The following is a 20,266-nucleotide window of genomic DNA, read 5'->3' as shown; positions in this document are numbered from 1 at the left end:
GCGGCGGAAAAAGAGGTCCATATATTGGACCCATGGAAACCAGTCGGGCCGGGCCGGAGCCAGTCGGGGCGCCGCGCGAAACGGCCGCAAGGAGGAACACCGATGACGCTGACCCGCCGCACCCTCATCAAGGCGAGCGCTGCCACGGCGCTGACCGGCGCGATCGCCCCGGCCCTGTTCGCCCCCACCGTCGCGCGGGCGCAGAGCGCCGAATTCGCCTACAAATACGCCAACAACCTGCCTGTCACGCATCCCATGAACGTGCGCGCGCAGGAGATGGCAGCGAAGATCAAGGCCGAGACCAAGGGCCGGGTCGAGATCAGCATCTTCCCCTCCAGCCAGCTCGGCGGCGACACCGACATGCTGAGCCAGATCCGCTCGGGCGCCATCGAGTTCTTCACGCTGTCGCCGCTGATCCTCTCGACGCTGGTGCCCAACGCCTCCATCAGCGGCATCGGCTTTGCCTTCCCGGACTACGCCACCGTCTGGAAGGCCATGGATGGCGACCTCGGCACCTATGTGCGCGGGCAGATTGCCAAGGCCGGCATCGTCGCCATGGACAAGATCTGGGACAACGGCTTCCGCCAGATCACCACCTCCACCAAGCCCATCGAGACGGCGGCCGACCTCAAGGGTCTGAAGATCCGCGTGCCGGTCTCCCCGCTGTGGACCTCCATGTTCAAGGCGTTCGACAGCGCGCCCGCCTCGCTCAACTTCGCCGAGGTCTACACCGCGCTGCAGACGCGGGCGGTGGACGCGCAGGAAAACCCGCTCGCCATCATCGCCACGGCGAAGCTCTATGAGGTGCAGAAATACTGCTCCCTCACCAACCACATGTGGGACGGCTTCTGGTTCCTCGCCAACCGTCGCGCGTTCGAGAAGCTGCCCGAAGACCTGCGCGCCATCGTGGCGAAGAACATCAACGAGGCCGGCCTCAAGCAGCGCGACGACGTGTTCGCCCTCAACAATTCCCTGCGCAAGGAGCTGGCGGAGAAGGGCCTCGCCTTCAACGAGCCGAAGGTGGACAGCTTCCGCGACCAGCTGCGCAAGGCCGGCTTCTACGCGGAGTGGAAGGGCAAGTATGGCGACGAAGCCTGGGCCACGCTGGAGAAGTACACCGGCCAGCTCTCCTGAGTCCCGAACCCGCTGAGATCGATAGGGGCGGCCTCGTCAGGCCGCCCCTTTTCGTTTACGGCGACAGCTGCACGACGATGCCCTCATTGGGCCGCAGATCGATGGCGTCGCCCACCCGTTCCCCCGCCCGATCGCAGAAGGTCGAGAGCAGGAGGCGACCCCCACCCACCGCTCCCGGTAGCGTTGCCGACAGCGGATCGCCGCCGAGATTCAGCGCCACCAGCATCGCCTCCCCCTCCCCCTGCCTGAGATAGGCGACGAGGTCGCCCACTGCCGCCACGGGCGACCACAAGCCCACGGACAGCGCCGGGTGCGCCCGTCGCAGGGCCAGCAGCGCGCGGGTCAGCGTGAGCATTGAGGCCGCCTGCCCCTGCTCCCGCTTCACGTTCACCTCGGTGAAATCGTCCGCCAAAGGCAGCCACGGCTCCACCGTGGAGAAGCCGGCGAAGGGGCCGTCGTCCCACTGCATGGGCGTGCGGGCGCCGTCGCGGCCGAGGCCGAGGCCGGGGACATTCTTCTCGAAGGGGTCCTGCACCCGCTCGGCCGGGATGGACACCTGCGACATGCCGATCTCGTCGCCGTAATAGAGCGTCGGCGTGCCCCGGAGCGTCAGCAGCAGCATGGCCGCCACCCGGGCCTGATCCGGCCCCAGCCGACCAACCACACGGGGGCGATCATGGTTGGAGAGCACCCAGTTGGGCCAGCCGTCCTCCGGGATGGCGGCTTCATAGGCGGCGATCAGCGGCGCCAGTTCCGCGGCGTTCCACGGCGCCGCCAGCAGCGTGAAGTTGAATGGCAGATGCACACCGCGCCCGTCCTCGCCGTAATAGGCCGCGATGCGGTGGAGCGGCAGATAGGCCTCGCCGATCAGCACCCGGTCGCCGTCATAGGAATCGGCGAGGTCGCGGAAGCCGGCGATCACGTCCATCACCTCCGGCCGGTCGCCGGTGTAGATGTGCGTGAGAGCGGAATGGGGGTTCATGCCTTCGCGGAAATCCGGGTTGGCCGGGTTGTCCCTAAACTCCGCATCCTTGATGACGTGCCAGAGCGCATCGATGCGGAAGCCGTCGACACCCCGGTCCATCCAGAAGCGCAGGGCGCCGTGCATGGCTTTCACCACGTCCGGATTGCGCCAGTTGAGGTCCGGCTGCTCCTTCAGGAAGGCGTGGTAGTAATACTGGCCGCTGGCCTCGTCATATTCCCAGCCGCTGCCGCCGAATTCCGAAAGCCAGTTGTTGGGCGGGCCGCCATCCGGGCCGGGATCGCGCCAGATGTACCAGTCGCGCTTGGGGTCGTCCTTGGACGAGCGCGACGCCTTGAACCACGGATGCTCCTGCGAGGAGTGGTTGGGCACGAAATCGAGGATGATCTTCAGCCCCCGCGCATGGGCTTCCTCGACCAGCCGGTCGAAGTCATCGAGCGTCCCGAACAGGGGATGGATGGCGGTGTAATCGGCCACGTCATAGCCGAAATCGGCCATGGGCGAGGGATAGATGGGGGAGATCCAGATGGCATCGACGCCAAGGTCGGCGAGATAGGGAAGCCGGGAGATGATGCCCGGAATGTCGCCCACGCCGTCGCCGTTCGAATCCTGAAACGAGCGGGGATAGATCTGGTAGACCACGCCGGACTGCCACCACACAGGCCCGGTCTTCAGCCGCTCGCGTTCCTGCTCCGCCAGTTCCTGCTCCGCCATCGGCGCCTTCTCCCGCTCTGCCGGAGCACTCTGGCGCTCCGGCTCAGATTGGAGAAGTACGGCCGGCCCGGTTCGGTTTCATGACCGGGCGCAGGCCGGGGTGCCACAGACCCGATCGACTCAGGCCGCGCGGCAGCGGTCGATGGCCCAGCGCACCAGCTTGCGCACGTCCGGGTCGGGATCGTCATAGACGGCTTCGAGCGCGGGCACGGCGGCGGGATCGGCGATCTCGCCCAGCGCTGCGGCGGCCTCCTTGCGGACGTTGGAGAGCTGGTCGCCCAGCGCTTCGGCAACAACGGGCACGGCGGCGCGGGCCTTCAGCTTGCCGAGCGCGTTCACGGCCTTGGCCTTGACCTGCCAGGCGTCGTCATTGGCGGCGACGATCAGGGGGGCCACCGCCTCCTGGATCTTGGCCTTGCCGATGGAATAGGCGGCTTCCTCACGCACCTGCCAGTGGCCGTCCTTGAGCCCGGCGATGAGCGCGGGCACGCCCGCCGTACCGCTCTTCACGAACACGAGGGCCGCCATCACCGCCCGTCGCACTGCCGCTTCCGGGTCGGTGGCGGCGAGCAGCAGCGCGGGCAGCGCGGCATCCGCCTTCAGATAGCCGAGAACGCCCAGCGCCTCGCGCCGCACGGCGATCTCCGGGTCAGTGAGGGCGGCAAGAGCCACCGGCATGGCCGAGGGGTCCTGCATGTCGCGCAGCGCCCGGAGCGCCGAGGCGCGGACGAAGGCCGAGCACGCACCGCCCGTCTCCTGCGCCCGCTCGATGAGGCGGGGGGCGGAGGCCGGCTCCTTCTTGTCGGCGAGGCTCTCGGCAGCAGCGAGGCGCACCGCCTCCACCGCATCGTCCAGCGCATCGATGAGGCCGAGGGCGGCCGGCAGGCCGGAATGCTCGTCGAGGGACTTGGCGGCGGCTTCCCGCACGCCGGCATCGGCGTCCTTCAGGCCAGCGAGCAGCAGGTCCACCGCGCCCGGGTCCACGCTCTCGGCGAGGCCCAGCATGGCCACGCGGCGGATGCCGGCATCGGGGTCGCGGGCGCGATCCGCCACGGCGTCGAGATCGTCGTCGAAATCGTCGAAGATGGCCATGGCGCTCACCGCAGCAGATAGGGGATTTCGACCTTCACCGCGCCGGTGGGGCAATCCACCTCGCACGGCATGCAATACCAGCACTCGTCATACTTCATGTGCGCCTTGCCCGAGGCCGGGTTGATGGCGAGCACGTCGAGGGGGCACACGTCGATGCAGACGCGGCAGCCCTTCTCGGCGATGCACTTGTCGTCATCGACGGTCACGGGCACGGAGGTGGTGTGATTGGCGAAAGGCATGGGGCAGCTCCGGAATTCGGGGGGTGAGGCTCACTCGGCGGCGATGGCCGGCGTGCGCAGCTGGTGGTAGGCGCCCATCTCGTCCTCATCGATCTCGACGACATAGGGGTCCACCGCGCGCTTCTTGTGCGCCATGCGGCCCATCTCGTCCTTGTAGAGGAGGGTGTGGCAGAACCAGTTCTCGTTGTCGGTGGCGGGGTGATCGACGCGCCAGTGGTAGAGACCCCACCGGCTCTCGGTGCGGTAGAGCGAGGCGGCGGCGGCCATGTCAGCGCAATCGAGGATGGATTGCAGCTCCAGCGCCCGCATCAATTCATGCGGATCTTTCACGCACAGCGCCGAAAGATCGTCGCGCACCTCGGCGAGCCGGGCCTGGCCGATCTTGTACTTGGCGGTCACCTTCGGCGGCTGTAGATAGTCGTTCACCAGACGGCGGGCCTTGTACTCCATCTCGAAGGGGGTCAGGCCGTCGTCGCGGCGGGTGGGGGCCATCACACGGGCCTGCTCGCGGGCGATGTCGGCGGCGTCATAGGCCGGCAGGTCGGTGGAGGCGCAATAGTCCGCCGCGTCCTCGCCCGCGATGCCGCCATTCACGAAGGCGCCGAGCATATAATTGTGCGGCACGCTCGCCATGTCGCCGGCGGCATAAAGGCCGGGCACCGTGGTGCGGGCATTCTCGTCCACCCACACGCCGGAGGCCGAATGGCCGGAGCAGAAGCCGATCTCGGAGATGTGCATCTCCACCATCTTCTCGCGATAGTTGGTGCCCCGGTTCTCGTGGAACCGGCCGCGCGAGGGCCGCTCGTTGGAGTGGAGGATGGTCTCGATCTCGGAGATGGTCTCCTCGGCGAGGTGGGTCATGTTGAGGAAGACCGGGCCGTTGCCGCTCAGCAGCTCGCCGTAGAATTCCTTCATCATCTGGCCCGACCAGTAGTCGCACTCGATGAAGCGCTCACCCTTGTTGTTGGCGGTGTAGCCGCCGAACGGGCCGGTGACATAGGCGCAGGCCGGGCCGTTGTAATCCTTGATGAGCGGGTTGATCTGGTAGCACTCGAGGTTCGCGAGGCCCGCGCCGGCATGATAGGCCATGGCATAGCCGTCGCCGCAGTTCGCGGGGTTCTCGTAGGTGCCGAAGAGATAGCCGGAGGCCGGCAGGCCGAGGCGGCCGGCGGCGCCGCAGGCCAGCACCACAGCCTTGGCGCGGATCACCAGGAACTCGCCGGTGCGGGTGTTCACCCCGATGGCACCGGCGACGCGGCCGTCCGTGCCGGTCAAGAGGCGGGTGGCCATGTAGCGGTTTGTCACCAGCACCTGATGCTTGCGCAGCTGGCGGTAGAGCGCCTTCTTGACGTGGTGGCCTTCCGGCATGGGCAGCACGTAGGTGCCCATGTGGTGGACCTTGCGGACATTGTATTCGCCGGAGCCGTCCTTCTCGAACTTCACGCCGATGGAATCCAGATACTGGATCATCGGGTAGGAGCCCGTCGCATAGGCCATCACCGCCTTCTGGTGGACGATGCCGTCATTGGCGACGGTGATCTCCTTCACATATTGCTCGGGGGTCGCGTAGCCGGGGATGACGGCGTTGTTCAGCCCGTCCATGCCCATGGAGACCGCGCCGGAGCGCTTCACATTGGCCTTCTCCATGAGGACCACCTTGAGGCCGGGATTCTTCTCCTTGGCCTTGATGGCCGCCATGGGGCCGCCGGTGCCGCCGCCGATGACGAGGATGTCGGTCTCGACGATCTCGGTCTTCATCTCGCTGTCGAACGCGCTCATGGGTTCATCTCCGGAAGATCGTTGGCGGCTTCCGCGGCCAGCGCCGCGAGATAGGCGAAGGGGTAGACCCCGCGCTTGTGGCCGTCGGAAAAGGTGAGGTTCAGGCCGTGCGCGCCGAACGGCTCCACGCCGGTGAGCGCCACGCCCGGGAAGGCTGAGGGAAAGCGGTCGCGGGCGCGGTCCGCCGTGCAGGCGGCGCAGCGGCAGGCGCTCCGCAGGCGCTCGGCCGAGAATTCCGCCCGCGTCCCGCCATAGGCGAGGGTCAGGCGGCGCCGGTCCCGGTCGAGGCGGACTTCCTCTACGGCAAAGGGGAGGGGTGCGGGGGCAGACGTCATCATGCCCCCGATTGGACATCGCGGCCCCTCCTGCCGATAGCAACTAGTTGCTGGCTGGAGCACTTCCAGGGAGACCCTTTGCGCGGCCCCCGCCTGCGCTATGGTACCGGCCGAGGATCACAGGAAGAGCTGAATGGATCAGGTGGACTACATCGTGGCGGGCGCAGGCGTCGTGGGCCTCGCCATCGCCCGCGTGCTGGCGCTGGCGGGCCGGGAAGTGGTGCTGGTTGAGGCGGCGGAGGCCATTGGCACCGGCACCTCCTCGCGCAATTCGGAGGTGATACACGCCGGCATCTATTACGAGCCCGGCAGCCTCAAAGCCGAGCTGTGCGTGCGCGGCAAGGAGATGCTCTACGCCTTCTGCGAAAGCCACGGGGTGGGCCACAGGCGCATCGGCAAGCTCATCGTCGCCGCGACGCCGGAGGAAGTCGCTTATCTCGAAAAGCTCGCCAGGACCGGGGCGGCCAACGGCGTCGATGATCTGACGATGCTGAGCGGGGCGGAAGCACTGGCGCTGGAGCCGACGCTTTCCGCCCATGCGGCGCTGCATTCGCCCTCCACCGGGATCGTGGATACCCACGGCCTGATGCTGGCGCTGCTCGGCGATATGGAGGCGGCGGGCGGGATGCTCGCCCTCTCTTCGCCTGTTGTTGCCGCCGAGGCGGGGCTGGACGGCGTCGTGCTCACCACCGGCGGGCCGGAGCCCATGACGCTCGCCTGCCGGCTGTTCGTCAACGCCGCCGGGCTCGATGCCCCGGCGCTCGCCCGCGCCATCTCCGGCATGCCCGCCCATCTCGTGCCGCAGGAGACCATGGCCAAGGGCAACTACTTCTCCTGCCTTAGGAAAGTACCCTTCTCGCGCCTCATCTATCCAGTCCCGGAGATGGGCGGCCTCGGCACCCACCTCACGCTGGACCTCGGCGGGCAGGGGCGCTTCGGGCCGGATGTGGAGTGGGTCAGCACGCGGGACTACGTTGTCGATCCCACCCGCAAGGCCGCCATGATGGCCTCCATCCGCCGCTATTGGCCGGATGTGCGGGAGGAAGACCTGGCCCCGGGCTATTCCGGCATCCGGCCGAAGATCCCCGGCGTGGACGGCCGCGCTCCGGATTTCGTCATCCAGGGGCCAGCGGTGCATGGCGTTCCGGGGCTCGTGAACCTCTTCGGCATCGAATCGCCGGGGCTGACGAGCTGCCTCGCCATCGCGGAGCGGGTGGTGGAGGTGGCGGAGGGGTAGGGGCCACGAGAGCCTACCCTCTCCCTCGAAGTCGGCTGTTGCCGATTTCGACCTTTGCGAGCCCAACTCGGCAACAGCCGAGTTGGGGCGGGAGAGGGGCCGGGGGTGAGGGGGATGCCGGGGCAAAGACCAGCCATCGGGGCAAAAGGCGCCACACCCCTCACCCCAACCCTCTCCCGCAAGGGGAGAGGGAGTCCCCATGCCCGCGCGCCAGACGGCCGTCGCCGCCAAACAAAAAGGGCAGCGGCCGGAACCGCTGCCCTCTTCAAAACCCGGTCGCGGATGGCCCTCAGGCCATCTCGCTTTCCTTCTTGCGCTCCTCGCGCTTGCGGTCGTTGGGATCGAGCAGGCGCTTGCGCAGGCGGATGGACTTGGGGGTCACTTCCACCAGCTCGTCGTCCTGGATCCAGGCCAGCGCGCGCTCCAGCGTCATGCGGATGGGCGGGGTGAGGCGCACCGCCTCGTCCTTGGAGGTGGTGCGGATGTTGGTGAGCTGCTTGCCCTTCAGCACGTTCACTTCCAGGTCGTTGTCCCGGTTGTGAACGCCGATGAGCATGCCCTGGTACACCTTCCAGCCGGGCTCGATCATCATCGGGCCGCGGTCTTCCAGGTTCCACAGGGCGTAGGCCACCGCCTCGCCCGCCGCATTGGCGATGAGCACGCCGTTGGTGCGACCGGCGATCTCGCCGCGATAGGGCGCGTATTCGTGGAACAGCCGGTTCATGATGGCCGTGCCGCGGGTGTCGGTGAGCAGCTCCGACTGGTAGCCGATGAGGCCGCGGGTGGGGGCGTAGAAGACGAGGCGCTGGCGATTGCCGCCGGAGGGGCGCATCTCGATCATCTCGGCGCGGCGCTCGCTCATCTTCTGGACGACGGTGCCGGAATATTCCTCATCCACGTCGATCAGCACTTCCTCGATGGGCTCGAGGGTCTGGCCGGTGGCCTCGTCCTTCTGGAACACCACGCGGGGACGCGACACGGCGAGCTCGAAGCCCTCGCGGCGCATGGTCTCGATCAGCACGGCGAGCTGAAGTTCGCCACGGCCGGAGACGAAGAAGGAGTCCTTCTCGGTGGATTCCTCGATCTTCAGCGCCACATTGCCTTCCGCCTCGCGGAACAGGCGGTCGCGGATGACGCGGCTGGTCACCTTGTCGCCCTCGGTGCCGGCGAGGGGGGAGTCGTTCACGATGAACGACATGGTGACGGTGGGCGGATCGATGGGCTGGGCCGCCATGGCCTCGGTCACTTCGAGCGCGCAGAAGGTGTCGGCCACCGTGCCCTTGGAGAGACCGGCGATAGCGACGATGTCGCCCTGCACGCCTTCCTCGATGGGCTGGCGCTCGATGCCGCGGAAGGCGAGGATCTTGGAGACGCGGCCCTGCTCCACCAGGGAGCCGTCCTGCGCCAGCACCTTGATGGCCTGGTTCGGCTTGATGGAGCCGGAGGTGATGCGGCCGGTGATCATGCGGCCGAGGAAGGGGTTGGCCTCCAGCAGCGTGCCGATCATGCGGAAGGGGCCGTCGTCCACGGTGGGCTCGGGCACGTGCTTCAGCACCAGATCGAACAGGGGCGCCATGCCCTGGTCCATGGGGCCTTCCGGGCTGTCGGCCATCCAGCCGCTGCGGCCGGAGCCGTAGAGGATGGGGAAGTCGAGCTGGTCGTCGGTAGCGTCGAGGGCCGCGAACAGGTCGAACACCTCGTTGATGACCTCGGTCGGCCGGGCGTCGGAGCGGTCCACCTTGTTGATGGCGACGATCGGCTTCAGGCCGATCTTGAGCGCCTTGCCGACCACGAACTTGGTCTGCGGCATGGGGCCTTCCGCGGCGTCCACCAGCACGATGGCACCGTCCACCATGTTCAGGATGCGCTCCACCTCGCCGCCGAAATCGGCGTGGCCGGGGGTGTCGACGATGTTGATGCGCGTGTCCTTCCAGACCACCGAGGTGGCCTTGGCAAGGATTGTGATACCGCGCTCCTTTTCGAGGTCGTTCGAATCCATCACGCGCTCGGCGACCCGCTGGTTCTCGCGGTAGGACCCCGACTGCTTCAGCAGCTCGTCCACCAGCGTGGTCTTGCCGTGGTCGACGTGGGCGATAATGGCGATGTTCCGCAGCTTCATGGGCCGTCCAGCACGAAAACGCGGGTCCGAATGGCTCGGGCCCGCCGGGAAAGGGGTATTTTGCGGCGCAAAATACACACAAACCGCGCAAGATCAATGCGCCGGCACCGCGACCCTGTCACCCTGCCCCCTTGCGTGGCTTCCACCACCCGCCGCGCCAAGGCGTGGCGCGTGCGCGCCGCCACCCCTTGCTGTCGCGACCGGACTGGTCCATCAGGCAGGTTCTGGGACCTACCCACGAAACGGGGAAATCGATGGGGACGTGGATGGACGGGGCGTTCATTTCGGGTCTTCTGGTGAGCGTCATCACCATCGCGATCCAGGCCATGGCCACCCTCTGCGTCATCAAGATGGTGCGTTACGCCGCGCGCCACGTCAGTGGGCGGCGCAAGATCGAGGCCCTCGTCGTGGTCATGGCCGCCGCGGGTACGCTCCTCACGGTCTTTCACCTGCTGGAGGTGCTGGTGTGGGCGCAGCTTTATGCGATCACGGGGGCGACCGAGATCGACAACGTCTATTATTTCGCCTTCGTCAATTTCACGACACTGGGCTACGGCGACCTCATCCCGGCCCGGCCCTGGCGCATCCTCGGGCCTATGACGGCGGCCAACGGCATGCTCCTGTTCGGCTGGTCCACGGCCGTGCTGTTCGCCGTGCTGTCGCGGGCCATCACCCAGTTGCACATCAAGTAGGCCTCCGGCTTTCCCGCGTTTGAGGTAAGGCCGTCCCGCCCGGCCTGCGCTATAGTGGTGCATCGCGAGGGGCGCGCAGCGGACGATGACACCAGGAGCAACGCAGCAGACGGCACCGGACCCCGGGGCTCCGGACAAGATCGCGCAGCTTGTGTCTGCGGCCGCGCAGGCAATGGCGCGCCACCCCTATTTCGCGGCGTTTCCCCTGGCGGAACTCAGCGCCCTCATCGCAGGTGGCGAATGGATGGACGTTCCCGCCGGCACGCGCCTGCTGCGACGGGGCGATGTCGGCACCTTCGCGCTTCTGGTGTTCGAGGGCACGGCCGTCGTCACCATCGACACCCCCTACGAGCACGTCCAGTTGGCACAGCTTGAGGCGCCGGCCGTGATCGGCGAGATCGCCGCCTTCACCGGCGTCGCCCGCACCGCCCATGTGGACGCCCTCACCCCCATCCGCGCGGTGCGCCTTTCGGCTGAAGCGCTCGAAGCGGCCGGGCTAGTGCATCCCGATCTCCTGTCCGCGGTGATGCGCCAGTTCGGCCGCCGCTTCGAGACGTTCAACCAGGTCTTCGGCTTCTATGCCAACGCGCTCAACGCGCTGGAGCGGCGCGAGTTCGACCTCGCGTTGCTCGACGACCTGCGCAATCCACTCCCCGAGATGGTGGATTTCTCCCACTCCTTCCGCCGGCTCGCCGAGGCCATCATGAGCCGGGCGGCGGAGCGGCGCGAGATGGCGAACGCCGCCGCCATCCAGCGCGCCATGCTGCCCCCGCCCCTGCGGCCGGACGTGCTGGACGGCAAGGCGGATATCTTCGCCGCCATGCGCCCGGCCAAGGACGTGGGCGGCGATTTCTACGATTACTTCATCATCGACGGCCGCCGGCTTGTGGTGACGCTGGGGGACGTGGCCGGCAAGGGCACCCCCGCCGCTTTGTTCATGAGCGCCACCCAGACCGCGCTGCGCATGGTGCTCCGGAGCGAGCCCGACCTCGCCGTCGCGGTGGCGCGGGTGAACGACCTGCTCTGCGCCACCAATGGCGAGGACATGTTCGTCACCCTGTTCTGCGGTGTCATCGACCTCGACACCGGCATCCTCACCTACTGCAATTGCGGCCATACCGACTGCATGATCCTGCGCGCGGACGGCGCGGTGGAGCGCCCCGTGGCCACGGGGCCGGCGCTCGCCATGATGGAAGGCGCCCGTACCCGTGCCGAGACCGTCGCGCTCGCGCCTGGCGATCGGCTGTTCCTGTTCTCGGACGGGCTCACAGATGCGTTCGATCCCGCCGAGGAAGCCTTCGGCGAAGCACGGCTCGAAGCCGCGGCTCAGGCCGCACTCGCGGCCGCGCCCGACCTTGCGGCCGAGGCCTTCCTGTCCGGCATCTTCGACACCGTGATCCGCTGGGCCGATACCGCGCCGCAGTTCGACGACATGACCGCGCTGGCGGTCACGCTCGGCCCGCGCTGATCCTCGCGGTGCGCGGAACCCCGTCGCCCCGCCGGTGTTGCCCGAAGGGGCGAGCAAGCGGAGAACCGCCATGGCCGACAAGAACAGCACCCACCTCTCACAGGGCGAGAGCCTGCCGGCCCGTACACCGCTGGAGCTGGACATCGCCGCCGCCGCCCATCGCAAGCTGCTGGTGCTGGTGCTGCAGCTGATGGCGCGGGACGACACCCTGCGAACGGCGCTGGTGGAGGCCATCAGCCAGAAGCTCACGTTTCATGATGCCCACGAGGACGCGGGCCTGGAAGCCGACGCCGCCTTCGCCTTCGAGCGGCGTGTGGACGAGGAGTTCCGGCGCATCCTGTCCGACGTGGAAGCCGTGCTCGGTGAGGAAATGCGCTCGCCGGTAGCCTGAGGGCGCCGCCAGCCGATCAGTCCCAGGCCATCGCAAAGGCTGCGAACCCGCACGCGCTTTACTCTACGTCAAGCAGTGACCCCCGGCATCAGTCGATCCTGATCTTGCAGTGCCGCATGTCACGATAGTGCCATTTGGCACTATTGCCGGAGACATGGCCCGGCGCGTTAGACTTATCCCAATAAGAAAACGACCGGGAACAGACAAGCAAGCTCTTCATCGAGAAGCGACAGTATCGGTGTGCGCACCCGTGCGCGCAGAGCCTTCTGCTTGTCTTTTTCGGCGAAGAGATCCGGTCGTCACACACCTGCCTTCCGGATTATTTACGGGGAGTCGAGATGACGCACGAAACGCTGGGTGTCAGCAAATACGATATTCTTTTCGAGCCCATCAAGATCGGGCCGAAAACCCTTCGGAACCGCTTCTACCAGGTGCCGCACTGCATCGGTGCCGGTTCCGACAAGCCCGGCTTCCAGGCCGCGCACCGCTCGCTGAAGGCCGAAGGCGGCTGGGCGGCCCTGAACACCGAATACTGTTCCATCCACCCGGAATCCGACGACACGCACCGCGTTTCCGCCCGCATCTGGGACGAGGGCGACGTGCGCAACCTCGCCGCGATGACCTCGGAAATCCATAAGTACGGCGCCCTTGCCGGTGTCGAGCTGTGGTACGGCGGCGCCCACGCCCCGTGCATGGAGACCCGCCAGACCGCGCGCGGCCCGAGCCAGTATGCCTCCGAGTTCGAATCCCTCACCTATTGCCACGAGATGGACCACGACGACATCCGTCGTGTGCAGGGCTTCTACGTCGAGGCGGCGCGCCGCGCCCGCGATGCCGGCTTCGACATCATCTATTGCTATGGCGCCCACTCCTATCTGCCGCTGCAGTTCCTCTCCAAATATTACAACAAGCGCACCGACAAGTACGGCGGCAGCTTCGAGAACCGCGCCCGCTTCTGGATCGAGACCCTGGAGCAGATGAAGGCGGCCGTGGGCTCCGAATGCGCCATCGCCACCCGCTTCGCCGTCGATACGCTGATCGGCGAGGACGGCATCGAGGTGGAGCGCGACGGCCTCAAGTTCGTCGAATTGGCCGACGACCTCGTGGACCTGTGGGACGTGAACGTGGGCGACATCGCCGAGTGGGGCGAGGATGCCGGTCCCTCCCGCTTCTACCGTCAGGGCCACCAGCTCTCCTGGCAGAAGTTCGTGAAGCAGGCCTCGAAGAAGGTCGTGCTGGGCGTCGGCCGCTTCACCGATCCGGAGAAGATGGTCGAAGTCATCCGCAACGGCGAGCTGGACGTGATCGGCGCCGCCCGCCCCTCCATCGCCGATCCGTTCCTGCCTGAGAAGATCCGCGACGGCCGCCTCGACGACATCCGCACCTGCATCGGCTGCAACGTCTGCATCTCCCGCTGGGAGATCGGCGGCCCGCCCATGATCTGCACCCAGAACGCCACCGCCGGCGAGGAATTCCGCCGCGGCTGGCATCCCGAGCGCTTCCCCAAGAAGGGTTCGGACGATGCCATCCTGGTGGTGGGGGCCGGCCCCTCCGGCTCCGAGTGCGCCCGCGTGCTCATGGAGCGCGGCTATGTGGTCCATCTCGTGGACAGCGCCGAGAAGATCGGCGGCTATGTGAACGAAGTGGCCACCCTCCCCGGCCTCGGCGAATGGAGCTATCACCGCGACTATCGCGAAGTGCAGCTGAACAAGCTGGTGAAGCGCAACCGCGACAGCCAGATCGCCCTCGGCGGCAAGAAGCTCTCGGTGGAAGACGTGCTCTCCTACGGCGCCGACAAGGTGGTGATCGCCACCGGTGCCCATTGGGTCACGGACGGCACCAACTGCCTCACCCACGCGCCCATTCCGGGCCTGGAGGGCACGCCGCGCGCCAATGTGCTCACGCCGGAAGACGTGATCCTCGGCACCAAGCCCATCGGCAAGCGGGTGATGATCCTCAATGCCGACCCCTATTACATGGCGCCGAGCCTCGCGCAGAAACTGGCGGAGGCGGGGCATCAGGTGACGGTGGCGTCGGGCGTGGAACTCGGCCGCTACATGCACTTCACCCTTGAAGCGCCGAACATGCACCGCATGCTGCACGAGCTGCACATCAACGTGCTCTCCAGCACCTGGGCGAGCCGCGTGGAAGACGGCCGGATCGAGCTCTACAACCTCTGGGGCGACGGGCATAAGCGCGTCTATACCGGCCCCGGCAAGATGCCGCGCAGCGCCAACACCACCCACGCCTGGCACGAGTACGACACCCTCGTGCTGGTCACCGCCCGCCGCTCCGAGGATGCCCTGTTCCGGGCCCTCAAGGCGCGCTCCGGCGAGTGGGATGCCCGCGGCATCAAGGGCGTGTACGTGATCGGCGACGCCTGGGCGCCCAAGCTCATCGCCGACGCCACCTTCGACGGGCAGCGCCTGGCCCGCGAGATCGAGGAGGCGAACCCGCAGGAGCCCAAGCCCTACCGGCGCGAGGCCGCCGTCTACGGCGCGCCCTACCAGCCGGGCGGCTCTTACGAGATCCGCTACCAGGGCTAGTTCCCCTCGTCCTGGTCAGAGCGGGCGGGGCGCGGCAGATCACGCGCCCCGCATGCCCGCCGTCGTCGGGGTCCAATCCCTCGGCCGGAACGGGCATTTGCACGAACGCAATCAAGAAAAAGATCAGAGGGCGAAGAGCACATGATTCCGAGCGGCATCGACCCATCCAAGGTCACGCGCATCCTGTTCCAGGACTTTTCGCCCTGGATGCTCGCGATCTTCTATGTCTATGCCATCGGCTGCATGGCGGCGTTCGCCTGGGGCGTCTACGCCCAGGTTCACAAGTATCGCGCCGGACGCCGGGGCGCGCGCCTCGCCTGGGGCGACATCGGCCGCAGGCTGCTCGACACAGCGAAGACCATCGCCTCCCATCGCACGCTGCGCCGGCGCGACACCGTGGCCGGGCGGCTTCATGCCTTCATTTTCTACGGCTTCGCGCTGCTGTTCATCGGCACCGCCACCATCACCCTGCAGGAAGACATTCTCGGCCCGCTCATCGGCCTTAAATTCTGGCACGGCCCCTTCTATTTGCTGTTCAAGCTCACGATGACCCTGGCCGGCACCGGCTTCATCTGCGGCCTCCTCTACATGATGTGGCGGCGCGGCTGGCTGAAGCCGCCGAAGCTCGATTATGCGCGGCCCGACCGCACGCCGCAGGATGCCGACTTCTCCCGCGAGCGCTACCGCATCGAGGACTGGGCGTTTCTCTGGACCCTGCTGCTCATCGGCGTCACCGGCTTCCTGCTCTCCGGCGCGCGCATGGTGTGGCTCCAGAACGATCCCGCGGTGTGGGACACGCGCTGGTGGGCCCCGGTCGGCGCGTCCATCGCCGCCGGGCTGAAGGCGGTGGGCTTCACCAGCGCCGGCGCAGGCGCCCTACGCATGGGGCTGTGGTGGCTGCACGGCGTGCTGGCGCTCACATTCATCGCGCTCATCCCCTACACCAAGGCGAAGCACATCTTCACCGCCGCCGCTTCCTGGCTGCTGCGCAATCCCGAGGCGATCCGCCATCTGCCGCTCGGCGATCTCGATGCCGCGCGCATCGGCTATCGCGAGCTGGGCGACGTTGCGAGCCGCTATCTCGTCCAGGCGGACGCCTGCACCAAGTGCGGCCGCTGCCACGAGGCCTGCCCGGCGCGGGCTGCCGGCTATCCGCTCTCCCCGCGCGACGTGGTTCTGACGCTGCGCGAGCAGGCCAACACCCATCTCGGCGAGGTGCTGCCGAAGCCCCGCGCCGCCGGCTGCGCCACGCCGCTCATCGGTCTCGCCACCGGCGAATACCGGCCGGAGACCCTGTGGTCCTGCCGCCAGTGCGGCGCCTGCACGGAGATCTGCCCGGTGGGGGTGGAGCACGTGCCGCTCATCAACATGCTCCGCCGCACTTTGGTGGACGAAGGCGAGATGGACCCGGCGCTCCAGCGCACCCTCGGGGCGGTGAACAAGACCGGCAACTGCTTCAATGAAAGCCGCCGCAAGCGCCCCAACTGGACCAAGGACCTGCCGTTCAAGATCAAGGACGCCCGCAAGGAGCCGGTGGATGTGCTCTGGTTCGTGGGCGACTATGCGAGCTTCGACCCGCGTAACCAGAAGGTCAGCCGTGCCTTCGCCCGCATCCTCCATTCCGCGGGCATCGACTTCGGCATCCTCTACGAAGGCGAGACCACGGCCGGAAACGACGTGCGCCGGGTGGGCGAAGAGGGCCTGTTCCAGCAGCTCGCGGAAGGCAACATCTCGACGCTCGGCGATTGCAGCTTCAACCGCATCGTCACCACCGATCCGCACTCCTTCAACACGCTGAAGAACGAATATTCCGACCTCGGCGGCACCTATGACGTCAGCCACGCCAGCGCCTTCCTGAAGGAGCTGATGGCGGACGGGCGCATCACTCCCGCCCGGAAGCTCGACTTCACCGTCACCTATCACGACCCCTGCCACCTCGGCCGCCTCAACAGGGGCTATGACGCCCCGCGCGAGGTGCTCGCGGCCACCGGCGTGACGCTGGTGGAGATGGGGAAGAGCCGGGACAATTCCTTCTGCTGCGGCGGTGGCGGCGGGCGGGTGTGGGTGCCCGACCCGCCCGGCACCACGAAAGTGGGCGAGATCCGCGCGCGGGAAGCCGCCGCGATCCATGGCCTCGATGCTCTGGTGGTCAACTGCCCCAAGTGCATGACCATGCTCGAGGACGCGGTGAAGACCACCGGCAACGAACGCAACTTCCGGGTGCTGGAACTGACCGAGCTTCTCGCCGAGGCGCTGGAGCCCGAGGAGCCCGCCCTCCTCCCCGCCCCCGCCGAGGTCGGCTGAGCGATGGGTGCGCCCGGCAACATGGCCGCGCTGACGGGTGCGCTGATCGCCCGGGGCGACGCCTATCTGGCACTGCCGGCCTATGGGGCGGAGGGCGCTGAGTGGGCGCAGGCAGCGCTGGCGCGGCTGCTTCTCTCGGACGCGCGACTGAAGCTGGTGTTTGCCGCCCTGCCCTTCGCGCCGCCGGCTTTCCTCGCCCTCCTCGCCGGCGAGGATCGGCCCGCCATCCTCCAGCGCATCCTGCGCAACCCTGCCGCGTCGGGCGCGACGCTGCTGCGCATCGCCCGGCAGATGGATGATGCAGCGACGCGCGCGGCGCTGGCGGCCCATGCCAACACACCGGCCATCGCTCTGATCGGCCTCGCCATGCATTCGGAGGCGCCCGTGCGCGCCGCACTGCTGCGCAATGCCGGAACGCCGGCTGTCGCCCTCCATGCCCTGCTGGACCACGCGGATGCCGCGGAGCGCGCCGCACTCGCCCGCCATCCACAGGCGGACGGTGACCTGCTGCGCACCCTCCTTGCCGGCGGCGATGCCGTGGTGCGCGCCGAGGCGGTAGCTCACCCCCATTGCCCACTCACGCAGGTCGCCGATGCGTGCGTCGATGCCGATGCCGCCATCCGCCGCCGGGCAGCCACCAATCCCGTTCTGCCGCCGAGCCTCAGGCAGGCGCTGATGGGCGATCCCGATCCGGCCGTGCGGGCGGAGGCCCTGCGCGGCCATGCGGAGGGCCAGGGGGTTTCGCTGGCGGGCGACACCGACGTGCGGGTGCGCCGCGCCCAGGCCCGCCATGTGACCCTGCCGGAGGATCTGGCAGAGGCGCTTTCTCGCGACGGCGACGTGTGGGTGCGCGTCTGGCTCGCCCGCAATCCGGCTTTGCCGGCGGCTCTCATCCAGCGGCTCGGCAGTGATGCCGAAGCGCGGGTGCGTCATGCCGCCGGCCGCAATCCGGCCTGCCCCGCCGACGTGCTCGCGACCCTCGCCCGCGATGGCGACGAATGGGTGCGCGCCGCCGTCGCCTGCCGTCCCGACCTACCGGCCGAGCCCCTGCGCGCCCTCGAACTGGAAGACGGGGTGGATGTGGCCTCCGCCGTCGCCCGCAATCCGCAGGCGCGGGAAACGGTGCTCCGCCGCCTGGCCCGGCACGGGCAGGCGGACGTGCGGCGCGCGGTGGCGCTCAATCCGGTTGCGCCCGCAGCCGCCCTGCGCCTGCTGCTGGACGATCCCTATCCCCTCAACCGCGCTTTCGCCGTGCGCCATCCGAACCTTCCGGTCGCGGATGCCTGGAGCTCAGCCGACGACGGCGCGCCGCAGGTGCGCTTCGCGGTGGGCAAGCGCGCCGCCACCCACGCAGCGGCCGCCGGGCGCGCCGCACGCAGGCACCTCGAAACCTTCCCACAGCCGTGAGGACACCCATGAAGATACTCGTGCCGGTGAAACGCATCGCCTCGCTTGATGACGAGTTCGAGCTCAACGACGATGGCCGCGACGTCGATCCCGATTTCTGCGAGTTCGACCTCAACGAATTCGACGAATACGCGCTGGAAGCGGCGGTCCAGATCAAGGAAGCCGCGCCCGAGGGCACGGTCGAGGTGGTGGTGCTGACCATCGGCCCCGACGATGCCGACGACGTGCTGCGCAAGGCCCTCGCCAAGGGTGCCGACCGCGCCATCCGCGTGGACGATACCGGCCTCGAAGAGGCGGACCGCGTGGCCATCGCCCGCGTCATCGCCCAGGTGGCGGAGAACGAGGAGCCCGGCCTCGTGCTGTGCGGCGCGCAATCCGCCGACCAGGGCCACGCCCAGACAGGTATGTCGGTCGCGGCGCTGCTCGGCTGGGCGCGCACGGCGGTGGTGTCGAAGCTCGACTTCACGCCGGGCGCCGCCACCGCTCAGGTGGAGCGCGAGCTGGAAGGCGGGCTCGTGGAGCGCATCGAGGTCGAGACGCCCGCGGTGCTCACCATCCAGCTCGGCATCAACACGCCGCGCTATGCCTCCCTGCGCTCCATCAAGCAGGCCAACGCCAAGCCCATCGAGTGCCTGACGCCCCAAGACATCGGCCTTGCCGCTGCCGAGATCGGCGGCGCCGGCGCGCTCAGCCGGGTGCGGCGCGTGTTCGTGCCCGAGCGCGGGCGCGGCGAGATCATCGCGGGCACCCCCTCCCAGCAGGCGGCCCGTCTTCTTGAGATCATTTCGGAGGTGAACGGCTGATGTCCGGCATTCTCATCCTGGCCGAGCACCGGCGCGGCACCCTGCGCGATGCCACTCTGGAGGCCATCGGCGCCGCCGGCACGCTCAAGGCCGTCCTCGGCGGTCCCGTCACAGTCCTCGTCATCGCGGCCGATCCCGCCCCGCTCGCCAAGGCGGTCAGCGTGGGCGCGGTGGACGAGGTCATCACCGTCGCCCGCCCCGATGCGGCGACCTACGAACCGCATGTCTACGAGGCGGTGCTGCGCAGCGTGATCGCCGAGCGCTCGCCCGCGCTGGTGCTGATGTCGCACAGCGTGGACAGCTTCTCCCTCGCGCCCGCCGTCGCCATCGGCGAGGGCCTCGGCTTTGCCACCGACGTGTTCGGTGTCGCGGTCGAGGACGGCGAGGTGGTGGCGACGCGTGCCGGCTACAACGAGAAGGTCTTCGTGGAGATCGACTTTCCCGGCCGCACCGGCGTGCTCCTCACCCTGCGCGGCGGCGCCTTCGCGCCGGAGACGACGCCGGCCAGCCCGGCCGTGTCCGCCCTTGAGGCGGGCGATGGCACGGCGCGCAGCAAGCACCTCGACTGGCGTGATCCGCCGGCCTCCGGCGGCATCGACATTCCGGGCTCGCCCTTCATCCTCTCCATCGGCCGCGGGGTCGGGGACGAGGCGAACGTGGCGCAGTTCCTGGAGCTGGCGGACGGCCTCGGCGCGACGCTCGGCTGCTCGCGGCCCATCGCCGACAACGGCTGGCTGCCCAAGGCGCGGCAGGTGGGCCAGTCCGGCCAGCTGGCGGCCAAGTGCAACCTCTACATCGCCATGGGCATCTCCGGCTCGGTGCAGCACCAGTGGGGCATGAAGCACGTGGAGACCATCGTGGCGATCAACAAGGACCCCGAGGCCTCCATCTTCACCATCGCCCGCTACGGCATCGTCGGCGACATGCTGGAGATCGCCGAGGAACTGCGGAAGCAGAAGGGCATCCAGTAGAGCACAGCTGAAAATCCGGGCCGGGACCGAGCGCCAAATCGGTCCCGGCCGCA

At 68.1% G+C, this 20,266-nt stretch carries 16 protein-coding genes; 10 read left to right on the top strand and 6 right to left on the bottom strand.

Features of this window, described 5'->3' with window-relative positions; genetic code table 11:
• The first annotated feature begins 102 nt into the window (after nucleotides 1–102).
• Nucleotides 103–1,134: a TRAP transporter substrate-binding protein gene (locus tag V5F63_RS04270; RefSeq protein ID WP_394030362.1), complete on the top strand. Its 1,032-nt coding sequence runs from the start codon at nucleotides 103–105 to the stop codon at nucleotides 1,132–1,134.
• A 55-nt stretch (nucleotides 1,135–1,189) separates the two neighbouring features.
• Here V5F63_RS04270 and V5F63_RS04265 read toward each other — a convergent pair whose 3' ends face one another.
• From V5F63_RS04265 to V5F63_RS04245, 5 genes are all read right to left on the bottom strand, one after another.
• Complete coding sequence (locus V5F63_RS04265; RefSeq protein ID WP_394101679.1) at nucleotides 1,190–2,830, bottom strand: alpha-amylase family glycosyl hydrolase; 1,641 nt, start codon at nucleotides 2,828–2,830, stop codon at nucleotides 1,190–1,192.
• A gap of 120 nt (nucleotides 2,831–2,950) precedes the next feature.
• Nucleotides 2,951–3,922 carry a HEAT repeat domain-containing protein gene (locus V5F63_RS04260; protein WP_394101678.1) on the bottom strand — a complete coding sequence of 324 codons (972 nt, stop codon included), beginning with the start codon at nucleotides 3,920–3,922 and terminating at the stop codon, nucleotides 2,951–2,953.
• A gap of 5 nt (nucleotides 3,923–3,927) precedes the next feature.
• Nucleotides 3,928–4,161 (bottom strand): 4Fe-4S dicluster domain-containing protein, encoded by a 234-nt coding sequence (locus tag V5F63_RS04255; protein WP_024277657.1) that lies wholly within the window; start codon nucleotides 4,159–4,161, stop codon nucleotides 3,928–3,930.
• 30 nt (nucleotides 4,162–4,191) lie between these two features.
• Entirely contained in the window at nucleotides 4,192–5,940 is a 1,749-nt protein-coding gene (locus V5F63_RS04250; RefSeq protein WP_394101677.1) for a fumarate reductase/succinate dehydrogenase flavoprotein subunit, read from the bottom strand.
• Entirely contained in the window at nucleotides 5,937–6,278 is a 342-nt protein-coding gene (locus V5F63_RS04245; RefSeq protein WP_394101676.1) for a DUF971 domain-containing protein, read from the bottom strand. Before V5F63_RS04245 ends, V5F63_RS04250 begins: the two co-directional genes overlap by 4 nt.
• A 130-nt stretch (nucleotides 6,279–6,408) precedes the next feature.
• Here V5F63_RS04245 and V5F63_RS04240 point away from each other — a divergent pair, with 130 nt between their 5' ends.
• Nucleotides 6,409–7,512, top strand: a complete 1,104-nt coding sequence (locus tag V5F63_RS04240; protein WP_394101675.1) for an NAD(P)/FAD-dependent oxidoreductase — start codon at nucleotides 6,409–6,411, stop codon at nucleotides 7,510–7,512.
• A 289-nt stretch (nucleotides 7,513–7,801) separates the two neighbouring features.
• Here the strand turns inward: V5F63_RS04240 and typA are convergent, their stop codons facing one another.
• Nucleotides 7,802–9,631, bottom strand: coding sequence for a translational GTPase TypA (gene typA, locus V5F63_RS04235; protein ID WP_394030353.1), 1,830 nt, complete (start codon nucleotides 9,629–9,631; stop codon nucleotides 7,802–7,804).
• Nucleotides 9,632–9,897: 266 nt separating this feature from the next.
• Between typA and V5F63_RS04230 the strand changes: the two genes are divergently transcribed.
• From V5F63_RS04230 to V5F63_RS04195, 8 genes are all read left to right on the top strand, one after another.
• Complete coding sequence (locus tag V5F63_RS04230) at nucleotides 9,898–10,323, top strand: potassium channel family protein (RefSeq protein ID WP_245327366.1); 426 nt, start codon at nucleotides 9,898–9,900, stop codon at nucleotides 10,321–10,323.
• Between the two features lie 172 nt (nucleotides 10,324–10,495).
• A complete protein-coding gene (locus V5F63_RS04225; RefSeq protein ID WP_394101674.1) occupies nucleotides 10,496–11,791 on the top strand; it encodes a PP2C family protein-serine/threonine phosphatase in 1,296 nt (431 codons plus the stop codon).
• 70 nt (nucleotides 11,792–11,861) lie between these two features.
• A complete protein-coding gene (locus V5F63_RS04220) occupies nucleotides 11,862–12,182 on the top strand; it encodes a hypothetical protein (protein WP_209487853.1) in 321 nt (106 codons plus the stop codon).
• 338 nt (nucleotides 12,183–12,520) lie between these two features.
• Nucleotides 12,521–14,728, top strand: coding sequence for an oxidoreductase (locus V5F63_RS04215; RefSeq protein ID WP_394101673.1), 2,208 nt, complete (start codon nucleotides 12,521–12,523; stop codon nucleotides 14,726–14,728).
• 141 nt (nucleotides 14,729–14,869) lie between these two features.
• A complete protein-coding gene (locus V5F63_RS04210; protein WP_394101672.1) occupies nucleotides 14,870–17,032 on the top strand; it encodes a heterodisulfide reductase-related iron-sulfur binding cluster in 2,163 nt (720 codons plus the stop codon).
• 3 nt (nucleotides 17,033–17,035) lie between these two features.
• A complete protein-coding gene (locus V5F63_RS04205) occupies nucleotides 17,036–18,439 on the top strand; it encodes a hypothetical protein (RefSeq protein ID WP_394101671.1) in 1,404 nt (467 codons plus the stop codon).
• Between the two features lie 8 nt (nucleotides 18,440–18,447).
• On the top strand, nucleotides 18,448–19,242 hold the full coding sequence (locus V5F63_RS04200) for an electron transfer flavoprotein subunit beta/FixA family protein (protein ID WP_394101670.1): 795 nt from the start codon (nucleotides 18,448–18,450) through the stop codon (nucleotides 19,240–19,242).
• Nucleotides 19,242–20,213, top strand: coding sequence for an electron transfer flavoprotein subunit alpha/FixB family protein (locus V5F63_RS04195; protein WP_394101669.1), 972 nt, complete (start codon nucleotides 19,242–19,244; stop codon nucleotides 20,211–20,213). Before V5F63_RS04200 ends, V5F63_RS04195 begins: the two co-directional genes overlap by 1 nt.
• Nucleotides 20,214–20,266 lie beyond the last annotated feature (53 nt).

Source organism: Xanthobacter wiegelii (assembly GCF_043193855.2).
GTDB lineage: Bacteria > Pseudomonadota > Alphaproteobacteria > Rhizobiales > Xanthobacteraceae > Xanthobacter > Xanthobacter flavus_A.
This window is presented reverse-complemented; position numbering and strand designations above follow the sequence as displayed.